This is a genomic window from Chthoniobacter sp. (assembly GCF_040003245.1).
Taxonomy (GTDB): Bacteria; Verrucomicrobiota; Verrucomicrobiia; order Chthoniobacterales; family Chthoniobacteraceae; genus Chthoniobacter.
In genome coordinates this window covers 1-13,659 of sequence record NZ_JBDUCX010000188.1, presented here as the reverse complement: position 1 = coordinate 13,659, position 13,659 = coordinate 1, and the positions used below count along the sequence as shown (strand labels likewise).

Genomic DNA, 13,659 nt, shown 5'->3' with positions numbered 1-13,659 from the left:
CAGCTCGCGTGTCATTCTGAACGAGGAACCGACTCATGGAGCAATACGCTCGTACTCGTCGACGATCGGGGTCAACCACGCCACTCCTGCGCGGTCTTGGATCAGCCGCATCCGAGCGGTGCCTGTAAATTCAACCATTTTATCCAACGCGCCAGAGTCGATGATCAGTTGCAATTTGTCGCCGCCGGAATACCGGAATCGATAGGTGTGAGACTTTTTGTCTTGAATCAAAATAACCGACCCATCCGCCCGAAATTCCATCACAATGTTCTCCTTCGTTTCGGGAGTTCCCACGGCCTCGCTCTGGTTGGAATGGACCAAACGCCACTTGCCATAAATCGCGGCTGCACCGGTAGTGGAGCAGGCCGTCAAAAACGCCGCACCAGCAAGAATGAGTAGGAAAGGATACCAGATCCATCGACTGCTGCGGGAGTTCTCTTTCATGGGGGTAGCCTCGGATTTGGCCATCGGAAATGGCACTTTTGGACGAATGGGATCGGTAATAAAAGCGCGTAGAGCGAAATTTTCCGCAATGGAGCCAACAGTGCCACTGGAGCAAGGCACTTTTTCGCCGAGTCATGCGACACTTCCCCGCATGAAAACCAACGATTCCCACTCCGCTCGCAACGGCGAAATTACCCTCTTCCCGGCGGTCATCCGCGAGGAACTCCATGAACGCCTCGCCGCGGGTGAACGCAGCCAGCGCGACTCATGGAGGCCAGGAAAGGCTGGCGCTAATCAAGCCGAATCAAGGCAAATCAAGGTGCGAGAAATTTGGCAGTATTACCGGGAGACCCGCGCCCCGAGGCCGATGCAAATCAAGGAGCCCCGGGCGAAGAAAAAGAAGCTCATTTAAGGTGCCTTAAGCCCTCTTAAGCCGATTTAAGGTGCGAGATTTTTTCCGATGGACGCTGGGAGCGCGAACTGGAGCAATTACTTAAGCCATTGCAACAGCGTCGGACTGGCGGGAATCCAACGGGCATTCGCCTGCGGCGGCGAGGCCTTGAAATCCATCGTCAGGCTTTCGGCGAGATAGATCGTGCCGCTCGCGTCGCTGGAAACCACCGGGCAGAATTGCAGTCCGGGAAGTTGGTCGCTGACCATATTGATCGCCCCCAGTTTACTGGAGTCCGCGAGGGACATCGCGGACAGGCTGACGGGAGTGCCGTCGCGCAAGAGGCGCACCACCTCGTCCAGCAGGGCGGCGTCGGTCGTCGTCCCACCCGAACGAGCGCTACTGGGCCAGTTAAAAGTCATCGCGTGGAAAGTCGCCTTACGCCAATCGAAAGCAGGCTGACGCGCATGGCGAAAGACTTCATAGGCCGGCATTTCCGAGCCCATATCGACCGCCAAGTAAGCGGTGACGGGTTGGCCGGGGATGGCACATACATTATCGACCCCGATTCCCATGCGCCCGACCGCCGGTTTCGGCTCACTCACCGCCGACCGCAAAGCCGCCTCCTCAAAGTCGTTCACATAGACATCGTTCCCGTAAGTCAACGTGGTGCGGAGATAACCCGCATGACTCGAAGTCGTCTGTTCCAATTTGTAAAGCGACAGGCTGGAACTTTTCCCGAAGAACCCGAATGCCCAAACCAAGGCGAGCATGCCCATCCCCAAGAGGCAAACGGCACCACCGGCGGCAACGACAAGCAACCATCGTTTGGTAGTCATATTTACGTTAACAAAGAAACATCGCTTTGTTTAGCGACCGGGCAAGTGATGTTCGCCGCCGGTGGCGGCAGGGATTCTAGTGCCCGAGCAACGCCAGGACGTGCGGGCCGAAGATAAGCAACCCGATGACCAGCGCGGCCAGGGCCGCCAGCAGGACGGCGCCGGCGGCGACGTCCTTGGCGCGTTCCGCGAGCGGATGCCGTTCGGGAGAGGCCAGATCGACCACCGCCTCGATGGCGGTGTTGATGCCCTCCGCCGTCAGCACCAACCCGATGGCGCCGACCACGGCGCACCATTCGCCGCGCGAAATTCCGAAGAAGAATCCGGCGATAACCACCCCCAGCGCCGCCACGGCGTGGATCTGAGCATTGGATTGAGTGCGGATCATCACGAGCACGCCCCGTCCCGCCCAAACGAAGCTCAGGCATATCCGCCGCCACGCAGGTCTATTTGCTGGCGGGGGCTCGTGCATAGCCAGCGTCGGCTACTTCTTTTCCGGGAAAAACTTCGGCGCTTCGCCGGGCTTCGCCTCGGGGGTGGCGGCCGGAGATTCCGGCTTGGCCGGTACCGCGGTTTCACTCGCTGGCTTGGTCTCCGCCTTTTCCTCAGCGTGGATTGAATTCGGGCCGAATTCGGTCTTACCTTCTTCCGGCGCGTCCTTGGTGGGATGCTTTTCGCAAGCATTGGCGAGGAACGCGAGGGCAAGGATGGAGAGGATGGAAAACCATTTCATAAGCGCGGCGGAGGCTAGCCACCCTGCGCTCCGATTCCAGCGAAAAGATGCGCCTTTACGCTCCACGGTAGCTGCACCGGGCGGTCGGGGTCTCATGAATGACGATTTCCGCCAGCCCGGGACACTGCGGGGCGAGCCTTTCCCAGAACCAGGCCGCCATGTTCTCGATGGTGGGATTCGACAGGCCGGGGATCTCGTTCAGGTAGCCGTGGTCCAGGTCGACGAGCAGCGGACGCATGGCTTTGCTGATTTCCGCGTGGTCGTAAAACCAGCCGGTCTTCGGATCGACCTCCCCCTCGACGCTGATCTCCACCTTGAAGCTGTGGCCATGCATCTGCCGGCACTTGTGGCCCTCCGGCGCGCAAGGCAGGGTCTGGGCGGCTTCGAAGGTGAAATCTTTGGTCAGTCGAACTCTCATGATGGGCAATTGCCGATTGTCGATTTCCGATTGGCCCGAAGCCAGCCGAAATCGCGTGGCAGGCGACAATCGGCTATCGGCAATCGAGAATTGGAAATCCTCAAACTCCCTTTTGTTTCGGGTCCCAGATGAACTTGTGCATCTGCAACTGGAAGCGCACCGGCAGCTTGTCCTCGAGGATCCATTCCACGATTTGCCGTGGCTCGATGCGACCGAAGATCGGCGAAAAGAGCACGGTGCCGCAGCGGATGGAGAGATCATGGGTGCGCACTTGCTCCCGCGACCATTCGTAATCTTCGCGCGAACCGATGACGAATTTCACCTCGTCCCCCTTGTTCAGATGCGGGATATTACTCCACAAATTGCGTGCGCACTCCCCGCTCCCCGGCGTCTTGAGATCCATGATGCGATGCACGCGGGGATCGATCGTCGAGATATCGTGAGCTCCGCTCGTCTCGATGAGGACCGTGCGTCCGGCGTCGCACAGTGCGGTCATCAGCGGCAGGACGTTCTTTTGCAGCAAGGGCTCGCCACCCGTGATCTCCACCACCGGCGTGTCGAATTTCAAGACCTCCTCCACCACTTCGGCCACCGGGCGCTTCTTGCCGGCGTAGAACGCGTATTCCGTATCGCAATAGGTGCAGCGCAGATCGCAGAAGGTGAGGCGGACGAAAACACAGCGGCAGCCCGCCCAGGAACTCTCGCCCTGGATGGACTCGTAGATCTCGTTAATCGTCAGCTTTGGCGTCTCGTTGGACATCGGGGTCGGCAAGTTAAGCAGGATTTGCCGCTTGAACAGGACGAACACGCAAACCCCGTTCGGCGCGAAAAATCCTGTTCATCCGCCGAATCCTGACAATCCTATCCCTCCCTTTTCCTGCCATGCCCAATCGAATCGACCAAAAATTCGCCGATCTCCGCGCCGCGAAGCAGAAAGCGCTCATCGCCTATATCTCGGCTGGCGATCCCAATCTCGAAGCCACCCGTGAGCTCGCCTGGGCATTTGAAAAGGCCGGGGTCGATCTGCTGGAGCTGGGTGTCCCCTTCTCCGACCCGCTGGCCGATGGCGTCGTCGACCAGCTCGCCGCCAGCCGGGCGCTCGCCGCGGGCACCACCGTCCACGGGGTGCTCCAGACCGTGCGGGAAATCCGCGAACGCTCCCAGTTGCCGATCGTGCTCTACACCTACATGAACCCGATTTATCGCTACGGGTTCGAGACCTTCCATCGCGACGCCGAGGCTGCGGGGGTCGATGGACTGCTCATCCTCGATCTGCCGCCCGATGAGGACGCGCAGAACGAGGAGCTCTCGCAACACACCGGCTTGAAGCGCATCCGCCTCATCGCCCCGACCACACCGGAAAAGCGCATCGCCCAGCTCACGGCCGGGGCCAGCGGTTTCATCTATTACGTCTCGCGGGAAGGCGTCACCGGCGAACGCACGGAAGTGGCCACCTCCCTGCCCGAGCGCGTCGCGGCCATCCGCGCCACGACCTCGCTCCCCATCGCCGTAGGCTTCGGCATCTCGAATCCCGAACATGTCCGCCAGGTCGCGCAGCATGCCGACGCGATCGTCGTCGGCAGCGCGATCGTCAAGCAGATCGGGGAGTTTGGGCAGGACCCGACACTGGTTGCGAAACTGGCCGCCTTCGTGCAGCCCCTCGCCGAAGCAGCGCACGCCTGACGGCGCGGCGACATCAAGCCGAGCCGTTCACCTACAGCGAGCTGAAAGCTCCCTCTTCTACGGAGTAGAGGACACAACGAGACGGAGCCTGTTCATATCAGACCAGGCAGGCAGACCATCGCCGCTTATTACTTCCGCATCCAGACGGTGACCTTCCGCCGGTCCTTCAGCACGTAATCCACGCGAACGACGGGAGTTTGTCCTTCTTTGGGCAGATAGAACAACTGCCCCTCCACGGTCTTGAACAAATAGAATTCCGCCGTCGTCGCCCCGTGAAATTGGGCCTCCAGCAATTTTCTATCCTCCTCGCTCCACGGCGAGCCGTTCACGACCAAACGTGGTTGGAGGTAATGCAAATCGGTAATCGGCTCCCCGGTCTCAGGTCCTCCTTGCGCGGTAATGGCCTCCACAGTGCCATCGAAGTGCTCCTCTTTGCTGCCACTCTGAAAAATGAAAAACTGCGGTTGTTCAAGGCTCGTGATCATGACCCCCTCAGACTTCAGGACAGAGATCACTCCCTCCGGCTGCGCATGCGCGCCTACCATGGAAACAACGAGAGCGGCGAGGGCAGGAATGAGACGTTTCATTCTTGGGGAAGACATTTCCATGGGTAGCACAAGTGCGCCTCGTACCCAAGGGCAAAACTGCCTGCCAACCCGCGCGAATGGAGGGTGCGTGTCCTCACGCGCCGGAGAAAGAATCCTCCCTAACGCCACCTGTTTTGAGGCGCCACGGGAAATTTTTCCGCAATGGAGCCAACAGAGCCAATGGAGCAATGCACTTTTTGCGCGGTGTCATGGCATACTTCCCCTCATGAACTCCGACGAATCCCGTTGCACTCGACAGGGCAAGTTCGCTCACTTCCTGGCGGTTATCCGCCTGAAACATTCAAGGGACCACCTTGAAGCAAGAGATGCCGATTTAAGGTGCCTTAAGCCCCCTTAAGCCGATTTAAGGTGCGAGTTTTTTCCAGAGAAGCCGGGAGCGCGAATCGCGACCGGCTCGACCTTCAGACCCGACGATGCAACCCGTCAAGAGGACACGACCTAGGCAGTGTTTGCGAATTGGGACGATGCCGCTCTGGATCGTAGCGCGAGCGCCGAATCCCCCGGTAGACTGGAGGCTTGGCAACAGGTCCGGGGCGCCGTGGGGACAAAAGCCGCGCCGCGGCTTCACACTTTTGGGTGTGCGGAAAAGCGGCGGCGGCAGCCCGTCTTGTTCGCGGAATGCCAGCGCATCAAGCCAATTCAAGATAAATCAAGCCTTCTCAAGCCTCCAAAATTTTCATGCGAGTGCCTGCCACGTACTCGGCTCGGCCCAGTTCAGGGCAAGAAGTCGCCAACGCGGAGCACGAGATCGGGGAAGGCTAGCGGGGCAATCGTCTCATTCGCGGAGAATGTGAGTGTTTCTCGATAGCCGCCAGTGGCAGGATCGCGGAAAACTTCGAGGACGTCATTCGCCAGATTGAGCAACCAGTATTCGCGCACGCCGTTGCGGGCATAGGCCGGGCCTTTGTCCCGGCGATCATAGGCCACTGTGGAGTCGGATACTTCAATCACGAGAAAGAGATCGGCTGGATTCGGGTGGCGTCGAGCCTTGCTCACCGCAGGATCGAGAAGCGTCAGATCTGGCTGAGGCTGCGACGCATCGTCCAGATTAAACGGATTCTGCGGATCGACCTCAAATCGACCTTCGGAGCGGCGAGCCAGGAAATTGGTGAGCAAACGAACGGCGGTGGCGTGACGGAAACCGATGGGGGACATGACGATGATCTCTCCATTAAGCAATTCAACACGGTCGTTCTCACCCAGGATACCGGCGCGGCCGAGTTCCTCGTATTCTTCTACAGTCCAGCGATAAGTGGGCGCGTGCAGCACGCTCATGTGCTCCAGATTGCCACGGCGCCGGGCACTCGGCAAGCCGGGAGCGTGATGACGCTAGGCGCGCCGGGCTTAGAGCAGGCTGGCGTAGAGGTCGCGCACCTGGCGGGCGATAGCGGTCCAGCCGAAGAGGGCTTCGGCACGGGCCCGACCCGCTTTGCCGAAGGCGGTCCGCATCTCGGGGTTGGCCATGAGTTCATTGATGCGCTCGGCCAGATCGCGGGAAAATGTCTCGGGATGGACGGCCTCGAAGGGCGTCTCGCTCATCTGCGCGAGCGGCACGAGCCAGCCCGTTTCCCCGGGCAGGACCACTTCCTTGATGCCGCCGACGGCGCTGGCGACCACCGGGGTCTCGCAGGCCATGGCTTCGAGATTGATGATGCCGAAAGGCTCGTAAATGGACGGGCAGCAGAAGACCCCGGCGTGACTGTAGAGCTCGATCTTTTCGGGAACGCTGACCATCTGGTCGATCCAGATCACCCCAAGGCGTTTGGCCTGAGCGGCAGCGACGGCGGCTTGCATTTCCGCGGCGATCTCCGGCGTGTCCGGCGCACCCGCGCATAGGACGACCTGGAAACCCGGCGCAAAGTGCTGGATGGCGCGCACGAGATGGATGATCCCCTTTTGCCGCGTAATCCGGCCCACAAACAAGACGTAAGGCCGACTCGGATCGACGCCGTATTTCTCCAGCGCACCCGTGGTGCTGACCTTGTGGTATTCCTGGAGGTCGATGCCGTTATAGATGGTGTGGATGCGTTCCTCGGGAACGTCGAAAAAGCGCAGGACGTCGGCCTTCGTCTCGGCGGACACCGCGATGACCGCGTCGGCCATCTCGATGGCGGTCTTTTCCACCCAGAGGGAAAAATCGTAGCCCCCGCCCAGTTGCTCGCGCTTCCACGGGCGCAGTGGCTCGAGCGAATGGACGGTCAGCACCATGGGGATGCCGTAGTTGAGCTTGGCCGTGATCCCGGCGAGGTGCGAGTACCACGTGTGCAAGTGCACGATATCCGCATCGATGTTGGTCGTGTTCCAATCGAGACCTCGCTGGATGGCGCCAAAGACGGAGTGGAGCTGCTTCGGCGCAGTGTAGCCGGAAGCGTCGAGGCCAAAGCCGGTGGCTTTCAGCGTCGGCGTATCGATGCGTGCCTCGCGATGTTCCTTGCCGTAGCAACGCACCTCCACCTCCATCAGCTTCGCGAGTTCACGGGACAGATATTCCACGTGCACGCCGGCGCCCCCGTAAATGGTCGGCGGGTATTCGTTGGTCAGGAAAAGCGTCTTCATACGGGTGCGCGCCACGCGCGGGCGCTTTTAAAAGAGGATCGGAATGATCAGGATCGCGACGATGTTGACGACCTTGATCATCGGGTTGATCGCCGGGCCGCTGGTGTCCTTGTAGGGATCGCCGACGGTGTCGCCGGTGACGCTGGCCTTGTGCGCTTCGCTGCCTTTGCCGCCGTGATGGCCTTCCTCGATGTATTTTTTGGCATTGTCCCAAGCGCCGCCCGAGCTGGTCATGGAAATGCCCATGAACAGGCCGGTGACGATCGAGCCCACGAGCACACCGCCGAGGACCACCATGCCGAGCACGGGGATGGCGGCAACGAGGACGACGACGACGACCGGCAGGAGCGCGGGAACGATCATTTCCTTGAGCGCAGCCTTGGTCACGATATCCACGCAGGTGCCGTAGTCGGGCGTGTCCGTGCCCTGCAAAATGCCGGGATGCAGAGCGAGCTGGCGGCGCACTTCCGTCACGACGGCGCCGGCGGCACGGCCCACGGCATTCATCGAGAACGCGGAGAAGAGATAGGGCAGCAGGCCGCCAATGAAGAGACCGATAATGACTCGCGGATCCTTGAGCGAGAAGTCGAGCATGGCCGCGACGTCGGCCGCCGGGATGTGGCGCACGAACTCGAGGTGATGCTTGAGATCGACGAAATAGGAACCGAAAAGCACGATCGCGGCGAGGCCGGCGCTGGCGATGGCGTAACCTTTCGTCACGGCCTTCATGGTGTTGCCGACGGCATCGAGGTCATCGGTGATGGCGCGCACTTCCTTGGGCAAACCGCTCATCACGGCGATGCCGCCGGCGTTGTCGGTGATCGGCCCAAAGGCATCGAGCGAGATGATGATGCCGGCCATCGCGAGCATCGCCATGACGGCGACGGCAATGCCGTAAAGACCCGCTGAGCTATAGCTGAGCCAGATCGAAGAGGCGATGCAGAGGACCGGCAGGGCCGTGGCGTGCTGGCCGACGGCGAGCCCGGCGATGATATTCGTGGCGTGGCCGGTGACACTGGCCTCGGCGATCTTGCGGACCGGCGCATACTCCGTGGACGTGTAGTAATTGGTGATGAGCACCGCGGCACCCGTCATGAGCAAGCCGACCAGCGCGGCGAAGTAAATGCCGGCGGTCGTGTAGCTCGCCTCCGCGCCACTCAGCACGTCGTGCACTTTCAAGCCATTGGGAAAGATCGCGCTCGTGATCGGCCAGAAAACCACCGCCGAGATGAGCGCACTCAGAAGGACACCGCCCATGAGCGCCGACGCAGGCTTCGCGTTGGTCACGTTCACATAGATGATGCCAATGATGGACGTGATGATCGCGACACCGCCGAGGACAAAAGGATAAACGACCGGCGCACCGAGGCCGATGGTCAGCGCTCCCACGAGCACCGCACCAATGAGTGACACCGCGTAAGTCTCAAACACGTCCGCCGCCATGCCCGCGCAGTCGCCGACGTTATCACCCACATTGTCCGCGATGGTCGCGGGATTGCGGGGATCGTCTTCATCGAGGTTCGACTCGACCTTGCCGACCAGATCCGCGCCGACGTCCGCCGCCTTCGTATAAATACCACCACCGAGACGCGCGAAAACCGAGATGAGCGACGCGCCCAACGCCACGCCGACGAGCGACGAGACCGCTTTGTCCGGATTGACCTTGGACATGACCATCCAGAAAATCCCCACCGAAAGCAGGGCGAGGCCCACCACGAGCAGGCCAGTCACCGCGCCACCGTTGAATGCCGCCTGGAGCGCTTTCTTGCGACTCACGGTGGCCCCTTGCGCCGTCCGCACGTTGGCCAGCACCGCGATGCGCATGCCGATAAATCCCGCGGCTAGCGAACAGACCGCACCGAGCACGAAGCCCACCGCGGTTGGCAGATCCTTGAAAATGGCCACGAGGACGACGAGCACGGCGGCGATGGTCGCCACGGAACGCACTTGCCGGCCGAGGTAGGCTTTCGCCCCTTCCTCAATCGCTCCGGCGATCTGTTTCATGCGGTCATTGCCCGCCGACGACGCCATGATCGTTTTAATCAGATAGAAGGCAAAACCCAGCCCGATGACCGCGCAGACCAAGGACAAGGTCAGCCCGGAATCAACGAGAAAATTAGCGACAACGGGAGGCATAAACACTCTGAAGTAATTGGGGAAAAGAGGGCGGAGTGTATGAGCTTTCCCCTCGGTGGCAACGCCTAATTGCGGCAATCGTGCGGGTCACGAAAGATGGCGTTTTGCTTGTGCCGGAGCCCGCTTTCCGGCTCATTTCCGCGCCATGAGCAAACGCGCCCCCCAACACTGGCTGGTGAAACAGGAGCCCACAGCCTACGCATGGTCGGCCTTCGTAGCCGATGGCCGCGCCGCGTGGACCGGTGTCCGCAATTTCCAGGCCCGCCTCAACCTGCGCGCCATGCGCGAGGGTGATCGCGTGCTCTACTACCACAGCGTCGTGGGCAAAGAGGTGGTGGGCGTCGCCGAAGTTGCAACGGAAGCTTATCCCGACCCAACGGCCGAGGAAGGCGAATGGGTCTGCGTCGATTTGGTCCCGGTGAAACCGCTGCCGAACCCCGTGACACTCGAGGCCATCAAGGCCAATGCGAAACTCAAGGAAATCAAGCTGCTAAAGCAATCGCGCCTTTCCGTTATGCCTTTATCCCCGGAGGAATTTCGCGAGATTGTGATCATGGGAAAATCTTGACTAATTTTAGCGGGAGATTACGCATACCGTGACTCCTATGAAATCGCTCCTCCTGGCCTTTTTATTTGTTGCGGGAATTATTGGTATTCTCCGCTCCGACATGACTCCCTTCCGGTTGAAGACCGCGCAGGAATTGGACGCCATGCAAATGAGCGCGGCGCAGGCGGCGCTCGCGGGAAAGCCTCCCCAGCACAACGGTGGCTGGATGTGGGATTCCAATTACCGCACATCGCTGGAGAAGACGACCATCGTGGGTGTGCCGGAGTCCGCGAAGTCGCGCGATTACGCTCACTAGTCGAGCGGCGCGTTCGGAACAAGGAGTTGCGCAGGGAGCAATCTTTCGCTCCCTAGGAGCATGTTTTCCATCAGTTCCCCCGATCGGTTCACGCTGGCGCGCTGGGTTTTCGCGCGGGCGCTCGGGGCGATCTTCTTCTGCGCATTCGTTTCTCTCGGCCTGCAAATTCGCGGTCTCGCCGGGGAACACGGGATCATCCCCGCGCAGCAGTTCCTCGACGCCGCTTGGAATCAACTCGGCGCCGGGGCGCTTTGGCAGGTGCCCACCTTGTGCTGGCTCAACGCGAGCGACACGATGCTCGTCGCCCTCTGCCTGAGCGGTGTAGCGCTCTCGATCGCGTTGATGTGCGGGGTCTTTCCGGGGCTGTGTGCGCTGCTGCTCTGGGCGCTGTACCTTTCGCTCTGCTGGATCGCCACGCCCTTCACTAATTTTCAATGGGATGCCTTGTTGCTGGAGACCGCGCTGGCCGCCACGCTCCTGTTTCCCTGGCAATGGCGCCCGCAGTGGGGTCGATGGCGCCCCGCGCAGCAAGCTGGGCTCTGGCTGCTCTGGTGGCTCGTTTTCCGGCTGATGGTGGAATCTGGCGCGGTGAAACTCTCGAGTCACGATGCGACCTGGCTTTCGCTGACGGCCCTCGACTACCACTTCGAGACGCAGCCGCTGCCGCTCTGGACCGCCTGGTTCGCCAGCCAGATCCCCGACGCGCTGCTCTGCCTGGCCACATTCATCATGTTCGTCATTGAGTTGGCGGCACCGCTGCTCATCGTCGCTCCGAGGCGCTGGCGGCACGCCGGCGCGTGGGCGCTCATCGGATTGCAAGTCATCATTCTTGCCACGGGCAACTATGCGTTTTTTAATTTGCTAACAATTACCTTGTGCCTGTCGCTCTTCGACGACGACGGCTGGCCGGCACGGCTGAAATCATGGGTGCAAATACGTATATTAACAACTGAGGCGTGGACCCCGCTCTCCACCTGGCTCCTCGGGCCCGTGCTGGCCCTGGTCTTCCTCGTCACGGTGCAGCCGCTGCTTTCCTCCCTCGGGCTGGTCCGGCGCTGGCCAGTCCCCTTCTCCACGCTCAATGAAGCCGTCCAGCCATGGATGAGCTTGAATGGCTACGGCCTCTTCCGGGTCATGACCACCTCGCGCCACGAAATCAGCGTGGAAGGCAGCGATGACGGCGTGCACTGGCGCGAATACGAATTCCGTTGGAAGCCCGGTGACCTGAATGAACGGCCGGGACTCGTCGCCCCGCACCAGCCACGACTCGACTGGCAGATGTGGTTCGCGGCCTTGAGCAACCTCCAGGACAACCGCTGGTTCGTGCCTTTCCTCGTGCGGTTGCTGGAAGGCTCCCCCGAAGTCCTCGGCCTCCTCCGCCACGATCCCTTCCCCAGTCACCCGCCCCGCTACATCCGCGCCGTGGTCTACGACTATCACTTCACCCGGTTTGGCGATGGCCATCCCGGCTGGTGGAAGCGGGAACTTCTCGGCCTCTACTGCCCGCCCATCACGCTCAAAAATGGCCGACCCACGCTCGCCGAACCAGCGCCGAAATGAGCCCCCCTTGCCAGCGGGGCCAAATTCGGCGAAAATGGTTTGAAGACAGCGCCCTCGGCATCCGTCTCTCTATCCATCCCTGTCCTATGAAACACCTCGCCCGCCTTTCCTGCCTGGCCGCCGCTTTGTGCCTCGGCATCCCCGCGACCGGCTTTAGCAACGACCACGGCAGCCCTCATGGCGGTTCGAGCAGTGGCCACGGCAACTGGAATGGCAACCATGGGAATTGGAACGGCGGGGTCCACATCTCGCACGGGGGCAACTATTACGGGGGAGGCTATCCCTACTGCCCGCCCTTCCCGTATTTCGCGCCCTACCGCTATTATGGCACATCGTTCTACAGTGCCCCCGCCTACTACAACACCGGCTATTACGACAGCCCCTCCTTCGGTATTTCCATCTCCCCTTCCACGACCTACCGGGGCACACGGGTCGACGACCGCGCCGACAGCCTCACCATCGACGTCCAGCGGGCGCTGCGCCGCGATGGTTACTATCGCGGCAGCATTGACGGCGACATCGGTCCCGGCACCCGCGGGGCGATCCGGCAGTACCAGTACGACCACCGCCTGGAAGTCACGGGACGCATCGATCGTTCCCTGCTTCGCGCACTGGCTCTGGACTAAGCCTATCCCGACGGTTTTTTGCCGCGCATTGACACGGCAGAAGGCCTCCGCATATTCGGCGCCTGTGTTTCGTTACCTGCTCGTGGCCATCGCCGGGCTTTCCACTCTGCCGCTCTGCGCCGCGGAGCCCGTGAGCGCGCCGCCACCACCTCCGCCTACTTCCACCATCTACGTTTCGCAGGAAGCCGGGGCGCTCAATCTCCTCGATGAGAATCCCACCGTCACCCGCCGCATGGTGGACCACGTCGTCCGCGCCGCCACCGGGCAGAACGACAGCGTCAAGGCGTGGCGCTCGCTGGTCGCTCCCACCGATCGCGTCGGGATCAAAGTCGCCGCTGCCGGCGGCCGCTACTTTGCGTCGCACCACGGGATCGTCGAAGCAATCCTCGACGGGCTCGAGCAAGCGGGCATCCCCCGCACTCGCGTCATCATCTGGGACCGGGAAGCCGACGACCTCCGCGCCGCCGGTTACATCAGTGAACGCGGCGGCTACCAGGTCGCGAGCATTCCGCCGAGCGGCGGCTTCGATCGCGCGGCGATGTTCTCCGCGCCCGTGCTGGGCAAGCTCATCTGGGGCGATCTCCTTTTCGCCGAGAAGCAGGGCAAACTCGGCAAACGTTCCGCGCCCGCCGACCAGCTCAGCTCCACCAGCTACCTCGCCAACGTCCTGAGCAAGCAGGTCACGAAGGTCATCAACGTCCCCGTGCTGTCCGATGAAGCCGGCTGCGGCGTGGCCGGCGCGATCTACAACATGACCGTCCCCAATCTCGACAACTGGCGCCGCTTCACCCAGACCGACAGC

General features: G+C 61.3%; 16 protein-coding genes and 1 pseudogene. 7 read left to right on the top strand and 10 right to left on the bottom strand.

From position 1 onward, the window contains the following. Positions 1 to 33: 33 nt before the first annotated feature. Positions 34 to 444 (bottom strand): hypothetical protein, encoded by a 411-nt coding sequence (locus tag ABJF10_RS22180; protein WP_348546797.1) that lies wholly within the window; start codon positions 442 to 444, stop codon positions 34 to 36. Positions 445 to 595: 151 nt separating this feature from the next. On the opposite strand from ABJF10_RS22180, the gene ABJF10_RS22175 reads away from it, so the two are divergent. Further along, complete coding sequence (locus ABJF10_RS22175; protein WP_348546796.1) at positions 596 to 856, top strand: hypothetical protein; 261 nt, start codon at positions 596 to 598, stop codon at positions 854 to 856. Between the two features lie 77 nt (positions 857 to 933). On the opposite strand, the gene ABJF10_RS22170 is transcribed toward ABJF10_RS22175, so the two are convergent. From ABJF10_RS22170 to ABJF10_RS22150, 5 genes are all read right to left on the bottom strand, one after another. Further along, entirely contained in the window at positions 934 to 1,674 is a 741-nt protein-coding gene (locus ABJF10_RS22170) for a hypothetical protein (RefSeq protein ID WP_348546795.1), read from the bottom strand. A gap of 76 nt (positions 1,675 to 1,750) precedes the next feature. Next, positions 1,751 to 2,146 carry a diacylglycerol kinase family protein gene (locus ABJF10_RS22165; RefSeq protein WP_348546794.1) on the bottom strand — a complete coding sequence of 132 codons (396 nt, stop codon included), beginning with the start codon at positions 2,144 to 2,146 and terminating at the stop codon, positions 1,751 to 1,753. Between the two features lie 12 nt (positions 2,147 to 2,158). Next, the gene (locus ABJF10_RS22160) at positions 2,159 to 2,407 is read right to left on the bottom strand and encodes a hypothetical protein (protein WP_348546793.1); all 249 of its coding nucleotides are present in this window, start codon (positions 2,405 to 2,407) and stop codon (positions 2,159 to 2,161) included. Positions 2,408 to 2,462: 55 nt separating this feature from the next. Beyond that, positions 2,463 to 2,825: a 6-carboxytetrahydropterin synthase QueD gene (queD, locus tag ABJF10_RS22155; protein WP_348546792.1), complete on the bottom strand. Its 363-nt coding sequence runs from the start codon at positions 2,823 to 2,825 to the stop codon at positions 2,463 to 2,465. 100 nt (positions 2,826 to 2,925) lie between these two features. Next, positions 2,926 to 3,585 (bottom strand): radical SAM protein, encoded by a 660-nt coding sequence (locus tag ABJF10_RS22150; protein WP_348546791.1) that lies wholly within the window; start codon positions 3,583 to 3,585, stop codon positions 2,926 to 2,928. Positions 3,586 to 3,707: 122 nt separating this feature from the next. Between ABJF10_RS22150 and trpA the strand changes: the two genes are divergently transcribed. Continuing rightward, positions 3,708 to 4,508: a tryptophan synthase subunit alpha gene (gene trpA / locus ABJF10_RS22145; RefSeq protein WP_348546790.1), complete on the top strand. Its 801-nt coding sequence runs from the start codon at positions 3,708 to 3,710 to the stop codon at positions 4,506 to 4,508. Between the two features lie 128 nt (positions 4,509 to 4,636). On the opposite strand, the gene ABJF10_RS22140 is transcribed toward trpA, so the two are convergent. From ABJF10_RS22140 to ABJF10_RS22125, 4 genes are all read right to left on the bottom strand, one after another. Continuing rightward, the gene (locus tag ABJF10_RS22140; RefSeq protein ID WP_348546789.1) at positions 4,637 to 5,095 is read right to left on the bottom strand and encodes a hypothetical protein; all 459 of its coding nucleotides are present in this window, start codon (positions 5,093 to 5,095) and stop codon (positions 4,637 to 4,639) included. A 735-nt stretch (positions 5,096 to 5,830) separates the two neighbouring features. Continuing rightward, positions 5,831 to 6,391, bottom strand: coding sequence for a Uma2 family endonuclease (locus ABJF10_RS22135; RefSeq protein WP_348546788.1), 561 nt, complete (start codon positions 6,389 to 6,391; stop codon positions 5,831 to 5,833). Between the two features lie 69 nt (positions 6,392 to 6,460). Continuing rightward, a complete protein-coding gene (gene glgA, locus ABJF10_RS22130) occupies positions 6,461 to 7,672 on the bottom strand; it encodes a glycogen synthase (protein ID WP_348546787.1) in 1,212 nt (403 codons plus the stop codon). Between the two features lie 27 nt (positions 7,673 to 7,699). Continuing rightward, positions 7,700 to 9,808 (bottom strand): sodium-translocating pyrophosphatase, encoded by a 2,109-nt coding sequence (locus ABJF10_RS22125; RefSeq protein WP_348546786.1) that lies wholly within the window; start codon positions 9,806 to 9,808, stop codon positions 7,700 to 7,702. 145 nt (positions 9,809 to 9,953) lie between these two features. Here ABJF10_RS22125 and ABJF10_RS22120 point away from each other — a divergent pair, with 145 nt between their 5' ends. From ABJF10_RS22120 to ABJF10_RS22100, 5 genes and pseudogenes are all read left to right on the top strand, one after another. Then, on the top strand, positions 9,954 to 10,376 hold the full coding sequence (locus ABJF10_RS22120; protein WP_348546785.1) for an EVE domain-containing protein: 423 nt from the start codon (positions 9,954 to 9,956) through the stop codon (positions 10,374 to 10,376). 37 nt (positions 10,377 to 10,413) lie between these two features. Next, the gene (locus tag ABJF10_RS22115) at positions 10,414 to 10,671 is read left to right on the top strand and encodes a hypothetical protein (protein ID WP_348546784.1); all 258 of its coding nucleotides are present in this window, start codon (positions 10,414 to 10,416) and stop codon (positions 10,669 to 10,671) included. Positions 10,672 to 10,731: 60 nt separating this feature from the next. Next, positions 10,732 to 12,231, top strand: coding sequence for a lipase maturation factor family protein (locus ABJF10_RS22110; RefSeq protein ID WP_348546783.1), 1,500 nt, complete (start codon positions 10,732 to 10,734; stop codon positions 12,229 to 12,231). 86 nt (positions 12,232 to 12,317) lie between these two features. After that, entirely contained in the window at positions 12,318 to 12,857 is a 540-nt protein-coding gene (locus ABJF10_RS22105) for a peptidoglycan-binding protein (protein WP_348546782.1), read from the top strand. Between the two features lie 64 nt (positions 12,858 to 12,921). Continuing rightward, positions 12,922 to 13,659: pseudogene (locus tag ABJF10_RS22100) on the top strand (hypothetical protein); the annotation flags it as partial.